This is a genomic window from Bacteroides sp. MSK.20.12 (assembly GCF_019052435.1).
Classification (GTDB): Bacteria; Bacteroidota; Bacteroidia; order Bacteroidales; family Bacteroidaceae; genus Bacteroides; species Bacteroides xylanisolvens.
This window is the reverse complement of record NZ_JAHQVH010000001.1, coordinates 125,581-150,011: the sequence shown is the minus strand read 5'-3', so window position 1 is coordinate 150,011 and position 24,431 is coordinate 125,581. Positions and strand designations below refer to the sequence as shown.

General features: G+C 41.5%; 19 protein-coding genes. 16 read left to right on the top strand and 3 right to left on the bottom strand.

What is annotated here, in order from left to right:
- The first annotated feature begins 10 nt into the window (after window positions 1–10).
- The 14 genes from KTR06_RS00560 (at window position 11) to KTR06_RS00495 (ending at window position 18,490) form a co-directional block, all read left to right on the top strand.
- Window positions 11–2,665 (top strand): TonB-dependent receptor plug domain-containing protein, encoded by a 2,655-nt coding sequence (locus tag KTR06_RS00560; RefSeq protein WP_217289843.1) that lies wholly within the window; start codon window positions 11–13, stop codon window positions 2,663–2,665.
- An 876-nt stretch (window positions 2,666–3,541) separates the two neighbouring features.
- Window positions 3,542–4,462, top strand: coding sequence for a tRNA (adenosine(37)-N6)-dimethylallyltransferase MiaA (miaA, locus tag KTR06_RS00555; RefSeq protein ID WP_008020907.1), 921 nt, complete (start codon window positions 3,542–3,544; stop codon window positions 4,460–4,462).
- Window positions 4,463–4,519: 57 nt separating this feature from the next.
- Entirely contained in the window at window positions 4,520–5,446 is a 927-nt protein-coding gene (locus tag KTR06_RS00550; RefSeq protein ID WP_004316677.1) for a diacylglycerol kinase family protein, read from the top strand.
- Between the two features lie 117 nt (window positions 5,447–5,563).
- On the top strand, window positions 5,564–6,364 hold the full coding sequence (kdsA, locus tag KTR06_RS00545; RefSeq protein WP_004316678.1) for a 3-deoxy-8-phosphooctulonate synthase: 801 nt from the start codon (window positions 5,564–5,566) through the stop codon (window positions 6,362–6,364).
- An 81-nt stretch (window positions 6,365–6,445) separates the two neighbouring features.
- Window positions 6,446–9,283, top strand: a complete 2,838-nt coding sequence (locus KTR06_RS00540; RefSeq protein WP_074910195.1) for a pitrilysin family protein — start codon at window positions 6,446–6,448, stop codon at window positions 9,281–9,283.
- A 24-nt stretch (window positions 9,284–9,307) separates the two neighbouring features.
- Complete coding sequence (locus KTR06_RS00535; protein WP_004316684.1) at window positions 9,308–10,801, top strand: DUF5687 family protein; 1,494 nt, start codon at window positions 9,308–9,310, stop codon at window positions 10,799–10,801.
- Between the two features lie 38 nt (window positions 10,802–10,839).
- The gene (locus tag KTR06_RS00530) at window positions 10,840–11,547 is read left to right on the top strand and encodes an ABC transporter ATP-binding protein (RefSeq protein ID WP_008645654.1); all 708 of its coding nucleotides are present in this window, start codon (window positions 10,840–10,842) and stop codon (window positions 11,545–11,547) included.
- Window positions 11,548–11,609: 62 nt separating this feature from the next.
- On the top strand, window positions 11,610–12,122 hold the full coding sequence (locus KTR06_RS00525; protein WP_085931296.1) for a C40 family peptidase: 513 nt from the start codon (window positions 11,610–11,612) through the stop codon (window positions 12,120–12,122).
- Window positions 12,123–12,148: 26 nt separating this feature from the next.
- A complete protein-coding gene (locus KTR06_RS00520; protein WP_004316688.1) occupies window positions 12,149–13,033 on the top strand; it encodes a TraB/GumN family protein in 885 nt (294 codons plus the stop codon).
- 38 nt (window positions 13,034–13,071) lie between these two features.
- On the top strand, window positions 13,072–13,710 hold the full coding sequence (locus KTR06_RS00515) for an HAD-IA family hydrolase (RefSeq protein ID WP_008645652.1): 639 nt from the start codon (window positions 13,072–13,074) through the stop codon (window positions 13,708–13,710).
- 193 nt (window positions 13,711–13,903) lie between these two features.
- The gene (gene rplU / locus KTR06_RS00510) at window positions 13,904–14,221 is read left to right on the top strand and encodes a 50S ribosomal protein L21 (RefSeq protein ID WP_004316691.1); all 318 of its coding nucleotides are present in this window, start codon (window positions 13,904–13,906) and stop codon (window positions 14,219–14,221) included.
- 21 nt (window positions 14,222–14,242) lie between these two features.
- The gene (rpmA, locus tag KTR06_RS00505; protein WP_004316697.1) at window positions 14,243–14,506 is read left to right on the top strand and encodes a 50S ribosomal protein L27; all 264 of its coding nucleotides are present in this window, start codon (window positions 14,243–14,245) and stop codon (window positions 14,504–14,506) included.
- A gap of 250 nt (window positions 14,507–14,756) precedes the next feature.
- A complete protein-coding gene (gene serS, locus KTR06_RS00500) occupies window positions 14,757–16,031 on the top strand; it encodes a serine--tRNA ligase (RefSeq protein ID WP_004316699.1) in 1,275 nt (424 codons plus the stop codon).
- Window positions 16,032–16,189: 158 nt separating this feature from the next.
- Entirely contained in the window at window positions 16,190–18,490 is a 2,301-nt protein-coding gene (locus KTR06_RS00495; RefSeq protein WP_009039679.1) for a bifunctional dihydroorotate dehydrogenase B NAD binding subunit/NADPH-dependent glutamate synthase, read from the top strand.
- Window positions 18,491–18,634: 144 nt separating this feature from the next.
- Here the strand turns inward: KTR06_RS00495 and panD are convergent, their stop codons facing one another.
- Both panD and panC read right to left on the bottom strand, forming a co-directional pair.
- Window positions 18,635–18,988 carry an aspartate 1-decarboxylase gene (gene panD / locus KTR06_RS00490; RefSeq protein WP_004316702.1) on the bottom strand — a complete coding sequence of 118 codons (354 nt, stop codon included), beginning with the start codon at window positions 18,986–18,988 and terminating at the stop codon, window positions 18,635–18,637.
- 18 nt (window positions 18,989–19,006) lie between these two features.
- Window positions 19,007–19,852 carry a pantoate--beta-alanine ligase gene (gene panC, locus KTR06_RS00485; RefSeq protein ID WP_008020875.1) on the bottom strand — a complete coding sequence of 282 codons (846 nt, stop codon included), beginning with the start codon at window positions 19,850–19,852 and terminating at the stop codon, window positions 19,007–19,009.
- A gap of 142 nt (window positions 19,853–19,994) precedes the next feature.
- On the opposite strand from panC, the gene KTR06_RS00480 reads away from it, so the two are divergent.
- Window positions 19,995–20,828, top strand: coding sequence for a glycogen/starch synthase (locus KTR06_RS00480; protein ID WP_008020874.1), 834 nt, complete (start codon window positions 19,995–19,997; stop codon window positions 20,826–20,828).
- 21 nt (window positions 20,829–20,849) lie between these two features.
- On the top strand, window positions 20,850–22,589 hold the full coding sequence (locus KTR06_RS00475) for a DUF4270 domain-containing protein (protein ID WP_004316706.1): 1,740 nt from the start codon (window positions 20,850–20,852) through the stop codon (window positions 22,587–22,589).
- A gap of 375 nt (window positions 22,590–22,964) precedes the next feature.
- Here KTR06_RS00475 and KTR06_RS00470 read toward each other — a convergent pair whose 3' ends face one another.
- Window positions 22,965–24,419 carry a glycoside hydrolase family 57 protein gene (locus KTR06_RS00470; RefSeq protein ID WP_217289842.1) on the bottom strand — a complete coding sequence of 485 codons (1,455 nt, stop codon included), beginning with the start codon at window positions 24,417–24,419 and terminating at the stop codon, window positions 22,965–22,967.
- Window positions 24,420–24,431: the final 12 nt, after the last annotated feature.

Below are 24,431 nucleotides of genomic sequence, written 5' to 3'. Positions count from 1 at the left end.
GATATATCGTATGAAAAGCAAAACTACATTTTCAATGAATAGAGGTTCAATGGCTTTCTTTTTCGGAATGTTATTCTGTTTTACCTCATTATCCGGACAAAACACACAAGATACAATTCTTGCGTATTTCAATCTGCTGGAGAAAGTTCCGCAAGAAAAATTGTATCTGCATTTGGATAAGCCTTTCTATGGAGCAGGAGAAAAAATCTGGTTCAAGGGGTATCTCGTAAATTCTGTCACCCATCAAGACAATACGCAAAGTAACTTCATCATTACGGAGCTTGTCAATCGTTCCGACTCTATCGTGGAACGCAAGAAGATTCGCAGAGATTCGTTAGGTTTCCATAATGCTTTCACGCTCCCTCCCACTCTCCCTGCAGGTGACTATTATTTGCGAGGATATAGCAACTGGATGCTTAATCAGGAACCGGAATTCTTTTATTCACGTAATCTGAAAATTGGTAATTCGATTGATAACACGATTGTTTCAACTATTGAGTATCAACAAGAAGACGAATCACATTATACAGCCAGGGTCAGATTTACCAGCAACACACAAGAGGCTTTCGGAAATACAACCATCCGCTATCGCACCATCGAAAACGGAAAGATAAAAGATAAAGGTAAAAGAAAGACAGACGAAAGTGGTTTGATTTCTATTTCTCTGCCGGATCTGAAGCCTATTGCCACACGCCAGATTGAAGTAGAATTTGACGATCCTCAATATATTTATAAGAGAACGTTCTATCTGCCTTCGTTTACAAAAGACTTTGACGTTAAGTTCTTCCCGGAAGGTGGAGCTCTCTTGACCGTTGCTCATCAAAACATAGCTTTCAAAGCTCAAGGATCAGATGGTTTCTCCACAGAAATAGAAGGATTTCTGTTCGATGCAAAAGGAGACACATTAACTGCTTTTCGTTCGGAGCATGATGGTATGGGAGTTTTCACCTTGAACCCGATTGCAGGGAATTCCTATTATGTGATTGCCAAGTCTAGTGACGGCATTACCAAGCGATTCGATCTTCCGGCCGCAGAAGAAAAAGGAATCGCTCTTTCCATGACGCATTACAAAAAGGAAATACGCTACGAAATCCAAAAAACAGAAGCTACCCAGTGGCCTCAAAAGTTATTCTTGATTGCACACACTCGTGGAAAGCTGGCAATCTTGCAACCGGTCAGTGCCGACAGGACTTTTGGAAGAATGAATGACAGTTTATTCAACGCAGGTATCACCCATTTTATGTTAATCGACCAACAGGGAAACGCACTTAGCGAACGTTTAGTTTTCGTACCCGACCGGAACCCGCATCAATGGCAAATCCTTGCGGATAAGCCTACATACGGAAAAAGAGAAAAGGTTTCCTTGCAAATTTCAGCAAAGGATGATAACGGAACTCCGGTAGAAGGTAGTTTCTCCGTCAGCATTACAGACAGAAGAAGTATCCAGCCGGACTCACTTGCAGATAATATCTTATCGAACCTTTTACTAACTTCAGATTTGAAAGGATATGTAGAAAATCCGGGGTATTATGTTCTTCAGCAAGACCTGCGTACACTTCGCACAATAGATTTCTTGATGATGACGCACGGATGGCGCAGGCATCATATCCAAAATGTACTGACTTCGCCTTCATTGAACCTCACCAACTATATGGAAAAAGGACAAACGATCAGCGGACGTATCAAGGGTTTCTTCGGCGGCAACGTCAAAAAAGGACCTATTTGTATTTTAGCTCCCAAACAGAACATCGTTGCCACTACTACCACAGATGATAAAGGAGAATTCATCGTCAATACATCATTCAGAGACAGCACAACTTTCCTCGTTCAGGCACGTACCAAAAGAGGATTCGCCGGAGTAGACATCGTGATCGATGCTCCCCAATACCCGGTAGCTTCTCCTAAATCTCCTTTTCATGATGGAACATCAACCTCCTTTATGGAAGATTATTTGCTAAATACCCGCGACCAGTATTATATGGAGGGTGGAATGAGAGTATACAACCTAAAAGAAGTAGTGGTTACAGGAAGCCGCAAGAAAGCCAGTTCGGAAAGTATTTATACAGGAGGCATCAACACCTACACTATCGAAGGAGACAGACTCGAAGGATTCGGCGCACAGACGGCCTTCGATGCAGTCAGCAGGCTTCCGGGGGTCAGTGTGACAAACGGAAACGAAATACATATCCGTAATAATCCTGAACAGCCCGTTATCGTCATTGATGATGTTGTCTATGAAGACGACAACGACATACTGACCATGATTCAAACCAGCGACATGTCCAGTTTGAGCCTTCTTCGTGGTGCTGATGCAGCAATTTTAGGTTCCCGCGGTTCGGCAGGCGCTATTGTCATTACCCTGAAAGACGGCAAGGATCTCCCGGCAAGACCGGCACAGGGCATTATTACATGTACTCCATTGGGATATAGCGATTCAGTAGAGTTCTATCAGCCGACTTATGACACTCCCGAGAAAAAGAATGACCAACGTTCGGATTTACGAAGCACTATCTACTGGAATCCATCCTTACAACTGAATGCAGACGGAAAAGCAACTATAGAATATTATACTCCGGACAGCACTGCACCGGAAGATATCATCATAGAAGGCGTGGATAAAAACGGAAAGATATGCCGGACGATACAAACGATCAACAAAAAATAAATGAAACTGAATTTGAGATATGAATAGACTCATTATTGGTACAAAAAATGAACTAAATACAATCTATTCCGTGCTCCCTGCAAACGATTTTTCATTTTCATTTCTCATATTCTCATTGTTTTTAGATAAACGGAAGATAATCAGATTAATATCTTATGAGAAATACTTTTTAAAACGGTATTTCTCATAAGTTTATCCGTATTTTAGCTCTAAATAGACCTTATTCTCATAGTGTTTCAAGGTATTTCTCATAGTGTAATGTGCCGGAAGCCGGCATTGAATAAATAGAACGATGTATTCCTTTTGCTTGTTTCCATATACAGTGCCTTAGTCCCATATATTGTGGGAAAAGATTCCCAACAATTTGGGAAAGGATTCCCTCATTTTGTGGGAAAGTTTTCCTTCAATATATGGGAATACTTTCCCACAATATATGGGACAATCGGAACTAATGAGCATCTTCAAGCAAAAAGCCACTATTTTATCTAAATAGTAGCTTCATTTCCTGATAAAAATAAGGTAAGTCGAAAGAAAAAAGGAAAGACGAATGGCTTTTGACTATGAGAAATACCCTGAAACGCTATGAGAATAAGGTCGATTTTGAGCCAAAATACGGGTAAACTTATGAGAAATGCCGTTTTAAAAAGTATTTCTCATAAAATATCTATCTGATTATCTTTCGTTTATCAAAAACAATGAGAATATGAGAAATGAAATGAAAAATTCTTTTTCAGTGCGTGGAGGTGGGAATTCATTTTGTACAAGAACGAAAACATAAAGAATCCTTCTCCCTCTCCTTATCTTGATAAAAAAGTGATTGAATATCAAACAGGTTAAAATTATTTCGTAATTTTGCAGATATAAAAGAATGAAGCTATGCCGGACTATGATTTAATCGCCATACTCGGACCTACAGCCTCGGGTAAAACTCCCTTTGCCGCGGCCTTGGCCTATGAACTCAATACAGAAATTATCAGTGCCGACTCTCGTCAGATATACAGAGGGATGGATCTCGGTACGGGAAAAGACTTGGCAGACTATACAGTAAACGGACGTACAATCCCCTACCACTTAATCGATATTGCAGATCCCGGATATAAATATAATGTATTCGAATATCAACGCGATTTCCTGATTTCTTACGAATCAATCAAACAAAAAGGCTGTCTCCCCGTTTTATGTGGAGGGACAGGCATGTATCTGGAATCCGTATTGAAAGGATATAAGCTGATGCCCGTGCCGGAAAACCCTGAATTACGTATTCGTTTGGCAAATCATTCGCTCGAAGAGTTGACGGAAATATTAGGCCGGTACAAAACATTACACAATTCTACCGACGTAGATACCGTGAAACGTGCTATCCGTGCGATAGAGATTGAAGAATATTATGCTGCCCATCCGGTTCCCGAACGGGAGTTTCCTGAATTGAACAGCCTCATTATCGGAGTGGATATTGACCGGGAACTGCGTCGTGAAAAGATCACCCGCCGATTGAAACAACGGTTGGACGAAGGAATGGTAGATGAAGTGCGGCAATTGATCGAGCAAGGAATTGCGCCGGATGATTTAATCTATTATGGGTTGGAATATAAATACCTGACATTGTATGTTATTGGAAAACTAACCTATGAAGAGATGTTCAACGGTCTGGAAATTGCGATCCATCAGTTTGCCAAACGACAAATGACCTGGTTTCGCGGCATGGAAAGAAGAGGATTTACCATCCATTGGATGAATGCGGAGCTGCCGATGGAAGAAAAGATAGCTTTTGTAAAAGAGAAACTGGAAGGGATTTAGTATCTTTGTCAGTTATATAGTGTGATTTTTAATACACAATAGGATAGATATACGAATATGAGTGTAGAACCAAAAAAATGGGGAGTGATTTACAACCCGAAAGCTGGTACCCGAAAGGTAAAAAAGCGCTGGAAAGAAATTAAGGAGTACATGGACAGCAAAGGCGTAGACTATGACTATGTACAATCCGAGGGTTTCGGTTCGGTGGAACGTCTTGCCAAGATTTTAGCCAACAATGGTTATCGCACGATTGTCATTGTGGGCGGTGATGGGGCATTAAATGATGCCATCAACGGCATTATGCTATCCGATGCCGAAGATAAAGAAAACATCGCTCTCGGCATGATTCCCAATGGTATCGGAAACGACTTCGCCAAATATTGGGGGCTTAGTACCGAATATAAACCGGCTGTCGACTGTATCATCAATCACCGGCTGAAGAAAATAGATGTGGGGTACTGCAATTTCTACGATGGAAAAGAACACCAACGCCGCTACTTCCTCAATGCTGTTAATATCGGACTGGGGGCACGAATCGTTAAAATCACCGATCAGACCAAACGCTTCTGGGGGGTGAAATTCCTTTCCTACGTGGCCGCCCTGTTTTCTCTTATATTTGAACGGAAACTCTATCGGATGCACCTCCGCATCAACGACGAGCATATCCGCGGACGCATCATGACCGTATGCATAGGCAGTGCCTGGGGATGGGGACAGACGCCTAGCGCCGTTCCTTATAACGGATGGCTGGATGTCTCCGTTATCTACCGCCCGGAATTCCTGCAAATCATTTCCGGACTATGGATGCTGATTCAGGGAAGAATCCTGAATCATAAGGTAGTGAAAAGCTACCGGACGAAGAAAGTAAAAGTACTCCGGGCACAAAACGCCGCTGTGGATTTGGACGGGCGGTTGTTGCCCAGACATTTCCCGCTGGAAGTAGGGGTGCTTTCGGAAAAAACAACACTTATTATTCCAAATTGATAAATTCAGGCACGGATTACGCGGATTACACGTTTTTTAGTAAATCTACATCTGCAAAAGCCGTATAGTTCGCGTAATCCGTGCCCGAAACATAAACTTTTAATTAGATTAAGAAAAATGATAGAACTTAAGAACAATCCTGCCGGTAACTTCTTTCTGTTGGCAGGTCCATGCGTTATAGAAGGTGAAGAGATGGCAATGCGCATTGCCGAACGAGTAGTAAAAATCACCGAAGCTCTACAAATTCCATACGTATTCAAAGGCTCTTACCGCAAGGCTAACCGCTCACGCCTGGATTCGTTTACAGGTATCGGTGACGAAAAAGCACTCAAAGTATTAAGAAAGGTACATGAAACTTTCGGAGTTCCGACTGTGACAGATATTCACAGTGCAGATGAAGCAGCTATGGCAGCCGAATATGTAGATGTACTTCAAATCCCGGCTTTCCTTTGCCGCCAGACCGATTTGTTGGTTGCAGCAGCGAAAACCGGAAAAACAATTAACATCAAAAAAGGACAGTTCCTTTCTCCGCTGGCAATGCAGTTTGCTGCCGATAAAGTGGTGGAAGCCGGAAATAAAAATGTGATGCTTACCGAACGCGGAACGACTTTCGGTTATCAGGACCTTGTTGTAGACTATCGCGGCATCCCTGAAATGCAATCATTCGGTTATCCGGTTATTCTGGATGTTACCCATTCCCTACAGCAGCCCAACCAGACCAGTGGAGTAACCGGTGGAATGCCGCAACTGATAGAGACTGTAGCTAAAGCAGGTATCGCTGTGGGTGCTGACGGGATATTCATTGAGACACATGAGAATCCTGCGGTAGCAAAAAGTGACGGTGCCAATATGCTAAAGTTAGACCTCCTGGAAGGGCTGTTAACGAAGTTAGTCAGGATACGGGAAGCTATAAAATAACTCTTTTCCCTGTCTATTTGTGATTTACAACCAAACAAGACGACAAATAACAAAGAAATATTTATTTAAACTAAATAGAACATGAAACATTTATTACGTGGATTATTTATTGCAGTCCTTTTTATATGCTGCAATTTCCAGCTCGTACTTGCACAACCCATGCAAGAACTGCCTGTGGACAAAAATGTCCGCATCGGTAAACTGGACAACGGGCTTACCTATTACATTCGACACAATGCACTTCCTGAAAAACGAGTAGAATTCTACATCGCACAGAAAGTAGGTTCCATCCTTGAAGAACCGCAACAACGTGGTTTGGCTCACTTCCTGGAGCACATGGCTTTCAATGGAACCAAAAACTTCCCGGGTGATGAGACAGGTCTTGGCATTATACCTTGGTGCGAAACGAAAGGTATCAAATTCGGTACAAACCTGAATGCATATACCAGCGTCGATCAGACGGTATATAATATCAGCAACGTGCCGACTGAAAACATTAATGTAGTAGATTCATGCTTGCTTATCCTTCACGACTGGTCGAGTGCCATCGACCTTGCTGACAAGGAAATAGACAAAGAACGTGGCGTAATCCGCGAAGAATGGAGAAGTCGTAACAGCGGTATGCTCCGTATCATGACCAATGCACAGTCTACGATGTATCCGGATTCTAAATATTCAGACTGTATGCCTATCGGAAGCATTGACGTTATCAACAACTTCCCGTATCAGGATATCCGCGATTATTACGCCAAATGGTATCGTCCGGACCTGCAAGGTATCGTTATTGTAGGTGACATCAACGTAGATGAAATTGAAGCCAAACTTAAAAAAGTATTCGCAGACGTAAAAGCTCCGGTAAATCCGGCCGAACGTATCTACTATCCGGTAGCAGACAATCAGGAACCGCTTATCTATATCGGCACTGACAAAGAAGTGAAAAATCCTTCTGTCAACATCTTCTTCAAACAAGATGCGACTCCGGATTCATTGAAAAATACCATCGCTTATTACGCAACGAGCTATATGGTCAGCATGGCTATGAATATGCTGAACAACCGTTTGAACGAACTTCGCCAGACTGCTAATCCTCCTTTCACAAGTGCCGGTGCAGAATATGGAGAATATTTCCTTGCCAAAACTAAAGAAGCATTCAGTATCAGCGCAAGCAGCAAAATCGACGGAATCGATTTAGCTACGAAGACTATTCTGGAAGAAGCAGAACGCGCACGCCGCTTCGGATTTACACCAACAGAATATGACCGCGCACGCGCCAACTATCTGCAAGCCGTAGAATCTGCTTACAACGAACGCGAAAAAACCAAAAGCGGCTCTTATGTCAACGAATACGTTAACAACTTCCTTGATAAAGAACCGATTCCGGGAATCGAAGTTGAATATACGCTCCTGAACAAACTGGCTCCGAATATTCCGGTAGAAGCTGTTAACCAGATCATGCAACAACTGATTACTGATAATAACCAGGTAGTTCTGTTGGCCGGTCCGGAAAAAGAAGGAGTGAAATATCCTACCAAAGAAGAGATTGCCGCTCTGCTGAAACAAATGAAGTCATTTGACTTGAAGCCTTATGAGGACAAAGTCTCTAACGAACCGCTGATCTCGGAAGAACTGAAAGGTGGCAAAATTGTTTCTGAAAAAGCCGGAGACATTTATGGTACGACTAAGTTAGTGCTTTCCAACGGTGTAACTGTATATGTGAAGCCTACTGATTTCAAAGCTGACCAAATTGTTATGAAAGGGGTAAGTTTCGGTGGTACGAGCATATTCCCGAACGAAGAGATCATCAATATTGCTCAATTAAACGGAGTAGCCCTGGTGGGTGGTATCGGTAATTTCAGCAAGGTTGACTTGGGTAAAGCTCTTGCCGGTAAACGTGCAAACGTGGCTGCCGGTATCGGCAATACAACAGAAACGGTTTCCGGTAGCTGTGCACCGAAAGATTTTGAGACAATGATGCAGCTCACTTATCTGACTTTCACTTCTCCACGCAAGGACAATGAAGCATTCGAATCTTACAAGAATCGTTTGAAAGCCGAACTTCAAAATGCGGATGCCAACCCGATGACTGCTTTCAGTGACACTATTACAAGTGTATTATATGGTCATCATCCACGTGCTATCCGAATGAAAGAATATATGGTAGACCAGATCAACTACGACCGTATTCTCGAAATGTACAAAGACCGCTACAAAGACGCAAGCGACTTTACTTTCTACCTGGTGGGAAATGTAGACTTGGCAACGATGAAACCGTTGATCGCCAAATATCTGGGTAGCCTGCCATCTATCAACCGTAAAGAGACTTTCAAGGACAATCACATGGATATCCGTAAAGGACAGATCAAGAATGTATTCGCAAAAGCACAGGAAACTCCGATGGCTACCATCATGTTCCTTTATAGCGGTAGTTGCAAATACGACTTGCGCAACAATGTCCTGCTTAGCTTCTTAGATCAGGCTCTGGATTTGGTTTACACAGCAGAAATCCGTGAAAAAGAAGGTGGTACATACGGTGTAAGCTGTAACGGTAGCCTGGGTAAATATCCGAAAGAAGAATTAGTTCTTCAAATCGTATTCCAGACTGATCCTGCCAAGAAAGACCACCTTTCTGCTATCGTTGTGGAACAACTCCACAAAATGGCCAAAGAAGGTCCGTCTGCCGAACACATGCAGAAGATCAGAGAATATATGCTGAAGAAGTATAAAGACGCCCAAAAAGAAAATGGCTACTGGCTCAATAACATGGACGAATACTTCTACACCGGTATCGATAATACAAAAGACTATGAAAAGTTGGTCAACAGCATCACTGCTAAAGAAGTACAAGACTTCCTTGCCAAGTTGCTGAAACAGAACAACGAAATTCAAGTCATTATGACTGTACCGGAAGAAAACAAATAAATATTTCTCTAGTATATCTACTGAATGATGATATTCAACGAATTACGTAAACATGGAAGGCTCGCCGCCAAACGGCATCCGATGTATGAAAAGAACAAAGTTGCTAAAATACTCGGTTATGTCATGGGCGCATTTTGGGCCGGTTACCTGATATTCTTCGGTACGACATTCGCGTTCGGTTTTTCAGATATGGTTCCCAACCGGGAACCATATCATGTAATGAACGCAGTGGTTCTGATCTTTATCCTGGCACTGGACTTCCTGTTGCGTGTTCCGTTACAAAAAACACCGACACAGGAGGTAAAACCTTACCTCCTGTTGCCGGTTAAACGAATTCGTGTCATCGACTTTTTACTGATCCGCTCGGGACTAAGTCTGTTCAACCTGTTCTGGTTGTTTCTGTTTGTCCCTTTTTCCTTCATCACTATTACCAAGTTTTTCGGTATCTCCGGTGTTATCACCTATCTTATCGGTATCCTGCTATTAATTATTGCCAACAATTACTGGTACTTGCTTTGCCGCACTCTTATCAACGAACGTATTTGGTGGATTCTATTACCTATCGCTTTCTACGGTGGAATAGGCTGCCTTCTTTTTATTCCCGAAGATAGTCCCCTCTTCTATTTCTTCATGGATCTGGGAGACGGATATATACAGGGAAACATTTTCTATTTTCTCGGCACCATACTTGTAATTGTGCTTTTATGGCTGATTAACCGCAAAATCATGTCCGGGCTTATTTATGCAGAGCTAGCCAAAGTGGATGATACCCAAATAAAACACGTCTCCGAATATAAATTCTTCGAACGCTACGGAGAAGTGGGCGAATATATGCGGCTGGAACTAAAAATGCTCCTACGCAACCGCCGCTGCAAAGGTGCACTACGCAATATCTCTATCGTAATTGTAGCTTTCTCCGTTGCACTTAGCTTTTCCAGTGTCTATGACGGTAATTTCATGACCTCTTTTATTTGTGTGTATAACTTTGCCGTATTCGGAATGATTATCCTTTCACAGATTATGTCATTCGAGGGCAACTACATTGATGGTCTGATGTCTCGCAAAGAATCGATTATGAGTTTGCTGAAAGCTAAATATTACACATATAGTATTGGTGAGATTATACCTTTCATACTGATGATCCCCGCTATCATCATGAACAAACTTACCTTACTGGGTGCTTTTGCCTGGTTTTTCTATACCATTGGCTTTATCTATTTCTGCTTCTTCCAACTGGCTGTTTACAACAAACAGACAGTACCTCTGAACGAAAAAGTGACAAGCCGACAAAACAATAGCGCCATACAGATGCTGGTCAATTTCGGTGCTTTCGGCGTACCGCTTATCTTATACAGCCTGTTAAATGCACTTTTGGGAGAAACAATCACTTACACAATCCTGTTAGTGATTGGTCTCGGATTTACCCTGACCTCTCCTTTATGGATAAAAAATGTATATCATCGCTTCATGAAACGGCGGTACGAAAATATGGAAGGCTTCAGAGACAGCCGCCAATAAACGTTCATGAATCATTAACTATATAAACATTGAAGATCATGATTACCATTGATAAACTTAAAAAGAATTTCGGTGAAAAGGTTGCCGTAGACATAGAACATTACGAAATCAATCAAGGCGACATGCTCGGATTGGTGGGTAACAACGGTGCCGGTAAAACAACTCTTTTCCGATTGATGTTAGATCTGCTGAAAGCAGACGATGGAAAAGTGATTATAAATGATATTGATGTCAGCCAGAGTGAAGACTGGAAAAGCATTACCGGTGCTTTCATCGACGATGGCTTCCTGATCGATTATCTCACTCCGGAAGAATATTTCTATTTCATCGGGAAAATGTATGGGCTCAAGAAAGAAGAAGTAGACGAACGACTTGTCCCTTTCGAACGCTTTATGAGCGGAGAAGTAATCGGACACAAAAAATTAATTCGCAACTACTCTGCCGGTAACAAGCAAAAGATCGGAATAATCTCCGCCATGCTTCATTATCCGCAATTATTAATCTTGGATGAACCGTTCAATTTCCTTGATCCAAGTTCGCAGTCTATCATTAAACATCTGCTTAAGAAATACAACGAGGAGCATCAGGCTACGGTTATCATATCCAGTCACAACCTCAATCATACCGTAGATGTATGTCCACGGATCGCTTTACTGGAACACGGGGTCATCATCCGGGATATTATCAACGAAGATAACTCCGCAGAAAAAGAACTGGAGGATTATTTTAATGTAGCAGAAGAGTGAGGGAGATTTATGAGTTATGAGTTATGAGTTGTGATTTATGATTGACGATTGAGATACAGTTGATGAAGGCAAAATTAAGATTTATCTATCTATTAGTTGGGCTGGCTGCTACATTTAGTTCCTGTCGCACTTCCGCTCCCCGGCTGGACTATCAAGCATTGGCACGAGCTTCTATTTTATTAGGTGTAGATGTCAATCTGGAAGATAATCATAAGCTCTATCTCGAAGCAGCCGATTGGATAGGGGTTCCTTATCGTGGTGGGGGTGATTCTAAACGAGGAACAGATTGTTCGGGGCTGGTTTATCAAGTGTATCGAAAAGTATACCGCACCCAAGTGCCACGCAATACAGAGGACTTGAAAAAAGAAAGTAATAAGGTCGCTAAGCGAAACCTTCGGGAAGGAGACTTGGTATTCTTTACCAGTAGCCGTTCAAAAAAGAAAGTAGCTCATGTAGGTATTTATCTGAAAAACGGAAAGTTCATTCATTCCAGTACCAGTAAAGGAGTGATCGTCAGCAACTTGAACGAGAGTTATTATACCAAACACTGGATAAGCGGAGGCAGGATACGTTAATTATCAACTTCTAATGATATAAAATTATGAAATCATTCATCGGAGCAGTTATATTTATCTGTGTGGCATTCAGTGCCAATGCACAACTTTTATGGAAAGTGTCCGGTAACGGACTAACCCAACCTTCCTACATCATAGGTACTCATCACCTGGCACCATTCAGCATCATGGACAGCATTGCCGGACTTCAAAAAGCGATGAATGAAACACAACAGGTATATGGGGAACTGAAAATGTCGGAAATGCAGTCGCCCGCCACCATGGGAAAGATGCAAAAAGCAATGATGATTGAAAGTGATACCACACTGACCTCCCTCCTTTCTCCGGAAGACTTTGAGACTGCTAACAAATTCTGCAAAGAAAACCTGATGGTAGACTTAAATATGGCTCCAAAACTAAAACCTGCCTTCCTGTTGAATAATGTAGTGGTAATGGCTTACGTAAAACATGTAGGAAAGTTCAACCCGCAAGAGCAACTCGACACGTTCTTTCAAAGCCAAGCCGCCCAAAACGGAAAAAAGGTGGACGGTCTGGAAACTGCCGAATTCCAATTCAACCTGCTTTTCAACGGTAGTTCACTACAACGACAAGCACAGCTACTCATGTGCACTCTTAATAATATAGAAGCAGAAGTAGAAAACCTGAAAAAGCTCACGAACGCTTACATGAAACAGGATTTGAACACTATGTTCAAAATCAGCGAAGAGCGCAAAGGTAATCAATGCGACGCACTTCCCAGCGAAGAAGATGCCCTTATTTACAACCGTAATAAAATATGGGCTGAAAAATTACCGGCTATCATGAAAGCCGCTCCGACTTTTGTTGCGGTAGGCGCCCTACACCTTCCTGGAGAAAAAGGATTATTAAAGTTGCTAAAAAGCCAAGGATACACAGTAGAACCTGTGAAATAAGAAAAGTATTTAGTACTTTTGCGGAAAAGTTTTCCCCAATGAACTACAAAACCTATTTATTCGATTTCGACTACACATTAGCCGATTCGTCGCGTGGTATCGTTAAATGTTTCAGAATTGTGCTCACCCGGCACCAGTATTTAACCGTTACCGATGAAGCTATCAAGCGCACGATTGGCAAAACACTGGAAGAATCATTCAGTATCCTTACCGGAATTACCGACCCGGAACAGTTAGAATCTTTCCGGCAGGAATACAGACTGGAAGCTGATGTACACATGAATGTAAATACCCGTCTTTTCCCTGATACATTATCTACACTGAAAGAATTAAAGAAACGGGGTGCCCGCGTCGGAATTATCTCTACCAAGTATCGCTTCCGGATATTGAGTTATCTGGAAGAATATCTGCCAAAGGATTTTCTCGATATAGTTGTGGGAGGAGAAGATGTAAAAGCACCGAAACCTTCACCGGAAGGGGTACTATTTGCTTTGGAACATTTGGGAAGTACACCCGAAGAAACTTTGTATATCGGAGATAGCACGGTAGATGCCGAAACGGCCCGAAATGCAGGAGTAGATTTTGCCGGCGTATTGAATGGAATGACAACAGCCGAGGAACTCCGTGACTATCCACACAAAATCATTATGCAGAATTTGGGAGAGTTGGTCCAATAAGCTGCAATGAGAGTTAAAATGCTCATTTATTTGCTGTAATCATTTTATCTCCTGCAAAAAATAAAAGAAATATTTGTCGGGAACGAATAAAAATAGTACTTTTGTGCCCGATTATTCCGCAACGGGTTCGATAAAGAGCTCTTTAAGTGATTAAAGACCACCCGCCGGAGCTAACTTATACATTATATATAAGATGTACGCAATTGTAGAAATTAACGGTCAGCAGTTTAAAGCAGAAGCTGGTCAAAAGTTGTTCGTTCACCACATCGAAGGTGCAGAAAACGGTTCAACAGTAGAATTTGAAAAAGTTCTTTTGGTAGACAAAGACGGAAACGTTACAGTAGGTGCTCCTACCGTAGAAGGCGCTAAAGTTGTTTGCCAGGTTGTTTCAAACTTGGTTAAAGGCGACAAAGTTCTTGTTTTCCACAAGAAAAGAAGAAAAGGACACAGAAAACTGAACGGTCACCGTCAACAGTTCACTGAATTAACAATTACAGAAGTAGTAGCTTAATCAATTAAAAAGTAAGAAGAAATGGCACATAAGAAAGGTGTCGGTAGTTCTAAGAACGGCCGCGAATCACAGAGCAAGAGATTAGGCGTTAAGATATTTGGTGGCGAAGCTTGCAAAGCAGGTAACATCATCGTTCGTCAAAGAGGTACTGAATTCCACCCGGGTGAAAACATCGGAATGGGTAAAGACCACACTCTTTTCGCTTTAGTAGACGGAACAGTTAATTTCAAAGTAGGTAAAGAAGATAGAAGATATGTTTCTATCGTTCCTGCAACAGAAGCATAATTATCCGGACTGAAAATAGTTAAGACAAGGAGATGCAATCCACAAGATTGTATCTCCTTTCTTTTTATATCAAAACATACTTTATCGCCTGACAAGTATACGCCTTTTTAACATTCAAATATTCACCTCATGGATATTTTTCATTTTTTCCATCCTTATTATTGCCAAAATATTACAGAAGTGTAATATCGTTTATTTTTTTATCTATCTTTGTAGACTTAAAAAAAGGTTTTTCATAAAAAGTATAGATATGCTTACCATTAAACAAATTACAGAAAACACAGAGGCGGTACTCCGCGGACTGGAAAAGAAGCATTTCAAGAATGCAAAGGAAACGATCGATCAGGTGATCGCTCTTAACAACAAGAGACGTAGCACACAAAATGAATTAGATAAAAACCTGGCAGAGGTTAACTCACTTTCGCGCACCATCGGTCAACTGATGAAAGAAGGGAAAAAAGAGGAAGCAGAAACTGCACGTGCCCGCGTTGCCGAACTAAAAGAAGGCAACAAAGAGCTGGATGCTGCCATGACACAGGCTGCAACTGATATGCAGAATGTACTTTATACCATCCCAAACATACCTTATGACAGCGTACCGGAAGGCGTAGGTGCCGAAGATAACGTCGTAGAAAAAATGGGAGGTATGGAAACCGAACTTCCTAAAGATGCACTCCCCCACTGGGAACTGGCAAAGAAATATGATTTAATAGACTTCGACCTGGGCGTAAAAATCACAGGTGCGGGTTTCCCAGTATACAAAGGCAAAGGAGCACAACTTCAACGCGCCCTTATCAACTTCTTCCTGGATGAAGCACGCAAATCCGGATATACCGAAATCATGCCGCCGACAGTAGTCAACGCCGCTTCCGGCTATGGCACCGGACAGCTTCCGGACAAAGAAGGACAGATGTATCATTGTGAAGTAGATGATTTATACCTGATCCCGACAGCGGAAGTTCCCGTTACTAATATCTACCGTGATGTGATTCTGGAAGAGAAACAATTACCTATAATGAATTGTGCGTATACACAATGTTTCCGTCGTGAAGCAGGTTCTTATGGTAAAGATGTACGTGGCCTGAATCGTCTGCACGAGTTCTCCAAAGTGGAATTGGTTCGTATCGACAAACCGGAGCATTCTAAACAATCTCATCAGGAAATGCTGGACCATGTAGAAGGACTGTTGCAAAAACTGGAACTCCCCTATCGCATTCTCCGTCTTTGCGGTGGAGATATGAGTTTCACTGCTGCTCTTTGTTTCGACTTCGAAGTATATTCTGAAGCACAGAAGCGTTGGTTGGAAGTAAGTTCCGTATCCAATTTCGACACTTATCAGGCCAACCGCCTGAAATGCCGTTACCGTAATGCAGAAAAGAAAACCGAACTCTGCCACACACTGAACGGTTCAGCATTAGCACTGCCACGCATCGTTGCTGCCCTACTCGAAAACAACCAGACTCCGGAAGGTATCAGAATTCCGAAAGCATTGGTTCCGTATTGCGGCTTTGACATGATAGACTAAGACTTGGCATGACAGACTAATAAAAGTACCCATATACAGAGAGCCACTCATCAAAAGAGTGGCTTTTCTTTTATATTTCGTAAATTAGCTGTATCTTTGCCAAAATTTATATCATTCTGATAGCAGTTACGTAATAAAAACAACAAATTAATTAGATAATGAACAAAATCATTAGCAAGGAACGCTTTTCTGAAAAAGTATTCAAATTTGAAATTGAAGCTCCTTTAATTGCTAAATCCCGTAAGGCCGGACACTTTGTCATCGTGCGTGTAGGTGAAAAAGGAGAACGTATGCCATTGACTATCGCAGGTTCTGACCTCAAAAAAGGTACCATTACTCTGGTAGTGCAGGAAGTCGGGCTTTCTTCTACCCGTCTCTGTGAACTGAATGAAGGCGATTACATCACTGACGTAGTAGGCCCGCTCGGACAAGCTACCCATATAGAGAAATTCGGAACAGTAGTCTGCGCTGGTGGTGGTGTAGGCGTAGCTCCGATGCTTCCTATCGTACAGGCTTTGAAAGCAGCCGGCAACCGTGTTATCACTGTACTGGCCGGACGCAACAAAGACCTGATTATTTTAGAAAAAGAAATGCGTGAAAGCTCTGACGAAGTAATTATCATGACAGATGACGGCTCTTACGGTCGTAAAGGTCTGGTGACAGAAGGCGTAGAAGAAGTTATCAAACGCGAGAAAGTGGACAAATGCTTCGCTATCGGTCCTGCCATCATGATGAAGTTCGTTTGCTTGCTGACTAAGAAATATGAAATTCCGACTGATGTTTCATTGAACACCATCATGGTGGATGGAACAGGTATGTGTGGTGCTTGCCGTATCACTGTGGGAGGAAAAACTAAATTCGTTTGTGTAGACGGTCCCGAATTCGACGGTCACCAAGTGAATTTTGATGAAATGCTGAAACGTATGGGCGCGTTCAAAAATATCGAGCGCGAAGAAATGCATAAACTGCAACCGGAATGTGAAGCAACCAAAGAAATCGACGAGAAAAGCCGTAATGCAGCCTGGAGACAGGAATTACGCAAATCAATGAAACCGAAAGAACGTACGGCCATTCCCCGTGTAGAAATGAACGAGCTTGACGCTGAATATCGTTCACACAGCCGTAAAGAGGAAGTAAATCAAGGATTAACAGCAGAACAGGCTGTTACAGAAGCTAAACGCTGTCTTGACTGTGCTAATCCGGGATGTATGGAAGGCTGTCCGGTAGGTATTGATATTCCTCGCTTCATTAAGAATATCGAACGTGGAGAGTTTCTTGAAGCTGCTAAAACATTGAAAGAAACAAGTGCGCTTCCGGCTGTTTGCGGTCGTGTGTGTCCACAAGAAAAACAATGCGAATCAAAATGTATTCATTTGAAAATGAATGAAAAGCCCGTCGCTATCGGTTATCTGGAACGTTTCGCAGCTGATTACGAACGTGAAAGCGGGCAAATCTCCGTACCTGTCATTGCAGAGAAGAACGGCATCAAAATAGCTGTGATCGGTTCGGGACCTGCAGGATTGGCATTTGCCGGAGATATGGCTAAATATGGATATGATGTAACTGTATTCGAAGCATTGCATGAGATTGGTGGTGTGTTGAAATATGGTATTCCCGAATTCCGTTTGCCAAACAAGATTGTAGACGTAGAAATCGATAACCTTAGCAAGATGGGGGTTAACTTCATCAAAGACTGTATCGTAGGAAAAACAATCGGCGTAGAGGACTTGAAAGCTGAAGGTTTCAAAGGAATATTTGTGGCTTCCGGCGCCGGGCTGCCTAACTTTATGAATATCCCGGGAGAGAATTCCATCAATATCATGTCGTCCAACGAATACCTCACTCGCGTTAATCTGATGGACGCTGCCAGTGAAGATTCGGACACTCCGGTAGCTTTCGGTAAAAACGTAGCAGTAATCGGTGGTGGTAATACAGCGATGGACTCTGTTCGTACTGCCAAACGTCTTGGTGCAGAGCGCGCTATCATTATCTATCGCCGTTCGGAAGAGGAAATGCCTGCACGTATCGAGGAAGTAAAACATGCTAAAGAAGAAGGAGTTGAATTCCTTACACTACATAATCCGATCGAATATATTGCTGATGAACAAGGTTGCGTAAAACAGGTTATTTTGCAAAAGATGGAATTAGGCGAGCCGGATGCTTCCGGACGTCGTAGTCCTGTAGCCATCCCGGGAGCAACAGAAACAATTGATATCGACTTGGCAATTGTCAGCGTCGGAGTATCCCCTAACCCAATTGTTCCAAGCTCCATCAAAGGACTGGAACTAGGACGAAAAGGAACCATCACTGTGGATGACAACATGGAATCTTCCATCCCTATGATTTATGCAGGAGGCGATATCGTTCGCGGTGGAGCTACTGTTATTCTGGCAATGGGCGATGGCCGTAAAGCCGCTGCCGCCATGAATGAACAATTGAAGGCAAACGCCGGTAACTAATTGCCGCTTATTAGCAGGTGGGCTAAAACCAACTCACACGTGGGCGGAACATCGCTCGTCCCCCGGCATAAAAATAAAATAAGAAAAGCCCCGTTTACATTTTGTAGACGGGGCTTTTCTTATTTCAAATATCAAAGATACTTTCTACTTTACCACTTTGTTCGTCGCAGGATCGGGGAAGATTACAGCCGGTTTAAACGACTTGGCTTCCTCAAAATCCATCAATGCATAGGACATGATTATAACAATATCATCCGGTTGCACCTTGCGGGCAGCAGCACCATTCAGGCAAATTTTACCCGAACCGCGTTCACCTTTGATAATGTAGGTTTCAAAGCGTTCACCATTGTTATTATCAGCGATATACACTTTCTCTCCCGCAATCATGTTTGCAGCATCCAACAGGTCTTCATCAATCGTGATACTACCCATGTAGTTCAGATTGGCCTCTGTGACACGTGCACAATGAATTTTCGACTTCAACACTTCAATCATCATAAGGTTTCGTCTTTTTAGTTATTCTTTATATTTAATATTATCAATCAGCCGGACTTCTCCACAGAATACTGTGATGCATCCAACTGCATAGGAAGTATCTTCCCAATTACTAATTTTCTGCAATGTGTTTCCGTCTACAATCTCAAAATACTCCATGCGCAAGCCCGGAGCAGCTTCGATTGCATCTTCTACCATCTTTTGCGTCTCGCTCACCGTGTGAGTGGCTGCAAAGTTACGACTTTTAAATAAAGTCCGGGAAATATTTAAAGCATTTTCACGTTCTTCTGCCGATAAACGTTTATTCCGGCTACTCAATGCCAGTCCATCTTCCTCACGCACAATTGAACAACCTACAATTTCAAGGTTATATTTCAATTGTCGAACCATCTCACGAATAATTGCTAACTGCTGAAAATCTTTCTCTCCGAAATATGCGCGGTCCGGCTGTACGGCATCAAACAGTTTGCTGACAATCTGGCAAACACCGTTAAAATGCCCCGGACGGAAAGCACCTTCCATCACCGTATCTAATGGTGCATAGCTAAATTGACGGGTATCCGGTTCCGGGTACATTTCGCTTACCGAAGGAGCAAAAGCGAAATCCGCCCCGCATTCTTCCAACAAACGGCAATCTGCATCCAATGTACGCGGATATTTCTCCAAATCGTTTTTATCGTTAAACTGTGTGGGATTCACAAAAACACTCACAACAGTTACACCATTCTCACTTACGCTGCGCTTTACCAGAGATGCATGTCCCGCATGTAAAGCACCCATTGTAGGAACCAGTCCCACCTTTTTACCTTGGGCTCTCAAGGCAGTCAATTCTGCCTGTAAGTCCTTGATAGTGTGCACTACTTTCATTTTCGTCAATTGGTTTATGTTTTACTCGTTTGCAAAAACTCTGCAAAATAAACTAATATTTGCCACATAAAGAAAGAATATCTTATTTAATGTGTCTTTTTTTTCGTATCTTTGCAGAATATTATAGTGAACTATTGTTATTATGACAAAGGCGAATAAAGTTTTATTTATTACTCAAGAGATTACACCTTACGTTTCAGAATCCGAAATGGCCAATATAGGTAGAAACCTTCCACAGGCGATACAAGAAAAAGGCCGTGAAATCAGAACCTTTATGCCTAAATGGGGAAATATCAATGAGCGCAGAAACCAGCTGCACGAAGTGATCCGCCTCTCGGGTATGAACCTGATCATCGACGATACTGACCACCCCTTGATTATAAAAGTTGCATCTATCCAATCCGCACGCATGCAGGTATATTTCATCGATAACGATGATTATTTCCAGAATCGTATGCAGACAGCGGACGAAAATGGTGTAGAATATGAAGATAATGATAGTCGTGCCGTTTTCTACGCACGCGGCGTATTGGAAACAGTGAAAAAACTTCGCTGGTGTCCTGATGTCATTCACTGTCATGGCTGGATGACAGCTCTAGCTCCTCTTTATATAAAGAAAGCCTATAAAGACGAACCTTCTTTCCGCGATGCCAAAGTGGTATTCTCTGTTTATGAAGATGACTTCAAGAATACACTTAGCGATGATTTCGCAGCCAAATTGATGCTGAAAGGTATTTCCAAAAAAGATTTAGGTGATTTGAAAGAGCCGGTAGACTATGCTGCTCTGTGCAAACTCGCCGTTGATTATTCGGATGGAGTCATACAAAACAGCGAAAAAGTAGACGAGTCTATTATTGAATATGCCCGCCAATCTGGCAAATTGGTACTTGACTACCAGAACCCGGAAAACTATGCAGATGCCTGCAACGAGTTCTACGATCAGGTATGGGATGCTACTGCAAACGAAGAAGAATAAAAAAATCAAGATACGACGATCATGAAAGCAAAATACGCCTTAATAGCTTTACTGGCAATCACTTTTTGGGGTTGTGATGATAACACTGCCGGACTGGGATTGGGAATGTTTCCGGGAAGCGACCAGAATATCAATGGAAAGCTATCTACCTTTGATGTGACTACAGAATCCGTTCATGCCGGTAAGATATATGCAATGACTAATGTGGGGTATGTAGGTAAGTTCACTGATGAAACATTCGGAACTTATCAGGCAGGTTTCTTAGCAGAACTCAACTGTCCGTCAGGAATGACATTCCCTGGAGTATACAATGGTACTGCTCTTAACGATAAAAAGAAAGCTACCAATATAATGGTAGACGAAGCTGGGCTTGGAGACGACGCTATTGGAATATACAATACAGATAATATAAATGATCCAAAAAGAAAACTCATAGGCAACATTCATACTATTGAGCTTTATTTGTGGTATAGCAGTTACTTTGGAGACTCATTAACAGCTTGCCGTTTAAGTGTCTATGCATTAAATGAAAATTTAGATACAAAGAACGCCTATTATACAGATATTACTCCAGAGGATTATTACGATGCAAATACTGATAACAGTCTATTAGGAACGAAAGCTTATACAGCTGTTGATCTTTCAGTAAAAGACTCCATTCGTAAACTTAGTACATATGTTCCCAGCGTACACGTTTCTTTCAGAGATAAAGCTGCTAAAGAAATTGGAAAAGAAATTATTAAAAGAGCCAACGAGTTAGGTGTCAATTTTGACAATAAGGAGTTTAGAAAGATTTTTAAGGGAATTTATGTAAAGAGTGATTACGGCGATGGTACTGTGCTTTACATAGACCAAGCTCAAATGAACGTAGTATATAAATGCTATGCAGTTGATACACTTACAGGTGTTAAACTGGAAAAGAAAGTAGTAAAAGAAGGAGAGTCTAAAGACTCTACTTATTATGGATATCGTACCTTTGCCACTACTCGTGAAGTAATTCAAGCTAATCAGTTAGACAATGATAAGGATGCCATTCAAAAATGCATTAATGAGGATACGTGGACTTATTTAAAGAGTCCAGCAGGGATTTTCACTCAAATAACTCTTCCTATTAGCCAAATAGCAGATTCACTTCTTAACCAAACTGCAGAAAAGCGTCAAAGTGATATACTAAATGCTGTTAAACTAGGAATACCTATCTATAATGAAACCAGTGACAAAAAGTTTGGTATGTCGACTCCTAGCAATGTTTTATTAATACGTAAAAAGTACAAAGACAGTTTCTTTGAAAAAAACCAGCTTAGTGATGAAATAACTTCATCTCTATTTAGACCCACCACAACTAGCTTTACTCAATACACATTCAACAATATCACTCAAATGATTAATGATTGTTTAGCAGATAGGGAAAAAGCAGAGAAAGAAATACATGAAAAGGGGTCTATAACAATCAAAATAACCGATTTAGATGGAAATAGTAAAGATGAAACCGTCAATAATATTAAAGATTGGGAAGACTTAAGCGAATGGAACAAATTCGTACTTATCCCAGTACTTGTGACCACAGATTCTTCTTCAAGTAATAGCTACTATGGTTCCAGCAATGTTATTAGTATACAACATGATTTAAAACCTGGCTATGCACGTTTAAAAGGAGGCAAGAAAGGAACTATACAAGATGCCAAAGGTAACCCTGTATATCCAGAGTATGTGCTCAAGCTTGAAGTTGTTTCTACAAACTTTGGAACAAAATCAAAATAAGAAATAGTTGAAATATTATAAAGCAATAGCGCAGGTTACTCAATGTAACTTGCGCTATTGCTTTATAATATATTTATAGAGAAGTCAGATAAAATAATTCCATAATAAAACCGCTCAAACAGCAATCTTTGCTAGCGTACGTTATAGTTATAAATAAGCCTAAGATTCCTGATTAATATAGAAGAAATAGTGACGGTATATGCTTAGGATATTAACGGTATCGTCACCATATAGCGTCACTATTTCTATCGGATAGCGTTATTACTATCTTACAAAAGTATATTCTCCTACAAAGATCTTAACTTAATCCATAATAAAAACCGTGAGTTTGATTTTATCTCACTCACGGTTCCATATAATAGATTCTTATACTTCTTATTTAACAGCAGCCTTTTTAGCTTTCCCCGTAGACTTCTTCGACTCGGCTGTTGCTTTCTTTACTTCAGCTTTCTTTGCAGCAGGTTTTGATTTAGTAGCAGGGGCCTCTTTCACTACCGGCTCTTTAGCATTAGTAGCCTTTTTGACCGCTGTTTTCTTTGCCGCTTCTACTTTTGCCTGTAATTTAGCCAATACCTTTTCCAATTCAGTAATCTCATCCCCCTGATTCTTAATGGTAGTCAACAAAGAATTTAGTTCTTCACTGTCTACATCAACAGGATACAGTGCATCTACCCGTTTGATAAAGTCACCCAAAATATTCATATAGTTGGTGAAAGCATCATAAGGAGAATCATAGATACCACGGTTCAACCACATCCCATTGTTCTTCGTTGTCATAAAACGGAAGTTATTGCTGGCCTGCAAGTAATCCCAATCCTGCTTAATACGACGATCATCACATAAATGAACACGTTCGGCTACACTATACAGTTTATTGAAAGCCTCACGTTGCATAACATTACCCAGCCAACAACTAGTATCTCTTTCTTCATCTACCCATGACATCGGATAGGCAACATCAAGCTGCGACACTGATTTCAGCTTCGTTACGATTTCCGTCGGTGTAGAGAACGTGATTCCCTTAGCTTTTGCACATTCAGGCAGTGCCTTCATAAATTCAAGAATATTGGAAGATAACGGTTGAGCCATACCAAGTGCACTCAATTCCATAAAGATATTGATGACTTGTTCTTCTTGTGGCAATACATCGATCCAATTAATATACTTATCGGCAAACAAAGGATATTCCGCCCAATCTGAATTAGAGAAACGCAAACTGATGTCGTCAGAGAGTTTGAAATCCCGCAACAAGAGCTTAAGACTTGGAGCCTGATTACAGTGATAAACATAATGCGGGCTCTTCCATCCCAACACATGTTTAGCACCTTCCGTCAACATCCCTTTGAAGCCCATAGAAGCTACCAATCCACCAATTTCATCAGAATAAATCAGACTAGAATTGCGGAACACTTTCGGTTCTTTACCAAACATCTGTTTCATCTTATCACGTTGACGAAGTACTTCTTCACGGAAGCAATCCTCGTTGGCCAGTGAAGACAAGCCATGAGAATAAGGCTCACATAAGAACTCGCAACACCCAGTTTCATTCAACTGGTGCAATAAATCAATGACTGCCGGAGCATGAATTTCCAATTGTTCCAAGGCTACTCCCGAGATAGAAAGCGCTACTTTAAAAGCCCCCCCCGAGTTTTTCGCCATCTCAATCAATGTATTGAGAGCAGGAATATACGAACGTTCAGCGACCTCATTCATACCCGTTTCGTTGGCATAATCATCATAATAATAATGGTCATTACCAATATCGAAGAAACGATAACGTTTCAAATGGATAATTTGATGTATTTCAAAATAAAGACAGATAGTTCTCATTTTTATTTATTG

Coding starts and splice junctions, on each gene's coding strand:
- KTR06_RS00560 (WP_217289843.1), top strand. CDS start 11: ATGAAAAGCAAAACTACATTTTCAATGAATAGAGGTTCAATGGCTTTC.
- miaA (WP_008020907.1), top strand. CDS start 3,542: ATGCCGGACTATGATTTAATCGCCATACTCGGACCTACAGCCTCGGGT.
- KTR06_RS00550 (WP_004316677.1), top strand. CDS start 4,520: ATGAGTGTAGAACCAAAAAAATGGGGAGTGATTTACAACCCGAAAGCT.
- kdsA (WP_004316678.1), top strand. CDS start 5,564: ATGATAGAACTTAAGAACAATCCTGCCGGTAACTTCTTTCTGTTGGCA.
- KTR06_RS00540 (WP_074910195.1), top strand. CDS start 6,446: ATGAAACATTTATTACGTGGATTATTTATTGCAGTCCTTTTTATATGC.
- KTR06_RS00535 (WP_004316684.1), top strand. CDS start 9,308: ATGATGATATTCAACGAATTACGTAAACATGGAAGGCTCGCCGCCAAA.
- KTR06_RS00530 (WP_008645654.1), top strand. CDS start 10,840: ATGATTACCATTGATAAACTTAAAAAGAATTTCGGTGAAAAGGTTGCC.
- KTR06_RS00525 (WP_085931296.1), top strand. CDS start 11,610: ATGAAGGCAAAATTAAGATTTATCTATCTATTAGTTGGGCTGGCTGCT.
- KTR06_RS00520 (WP_004316688.1), top strand. CDS start 12,149: ATGAAATCATTCATCGGAGCAGTTATATTTATCTGTGTGGCATTCAGT.
- KTR06_RS00515 (WP_008645652.1), top strand. CDS start 13,072: ATGAACTACAAAACCTATTTATTCGATTTCGACTACACATTAGCCGAT.
- rplU (WP_004316691.1), top strand. CDS start 13,904: ATGTACGCAATTGTAGAAATTAACGGTCAGCAGTTTAAAGCAGAAGCT.
- rpmA (WP_004316697.1), top strand. CDS start 14,243: ATGGCACATAAGAAAGGTGTCGGTAGTTCTAAGAACGGCCGCGAATCA.
- serS (WP_004316699.1), top strand. CDS start 14,757: ATGCTTACCATTAAACAAATTACAGAAAACACAGAGGCGGTACTCCGC.
- KTR06_RS00495 (WP_009039679.1), top strand. CDS start 16,190: ATGAACAAAATCATTAGCAAGGAACGCTTTTCTGAAAAAGTATTCAAA.
- panD (WP_004316702.1), bottom strand. CDS start 18,988: ATGATGATTGAAGTGTTGAAGTCGAAAATTCATTGTGCACGTGTCACA.
- panC (WP_008020875.1), bottom strand. CDS start 19,852: ATGAAAGTAGTGCACACTATCAAGGACTTACAGGCAGAATTGACTGCC.
- KTR06_RS00480 (WP_008020874.1), top strand. CDS start 19,995: ATGACAAAGGCGAATAAAGTTTTATTTATTACTCAAGAGATTACACCT.
- KTR06_RS00475 (WP_004316706.1), top strand. CDS start 20,850: ATGAAAGCAAAATACGCCTTAATAGCTTTACTGGCAATCACTTTTTGG.
- KTR06_RS00470 (WP_217289842.1), bottom strand. CDS start 24,419: ATGAGAACTATCTGTCTTTATTTTGAAATACATCAAATTATCCATTTG.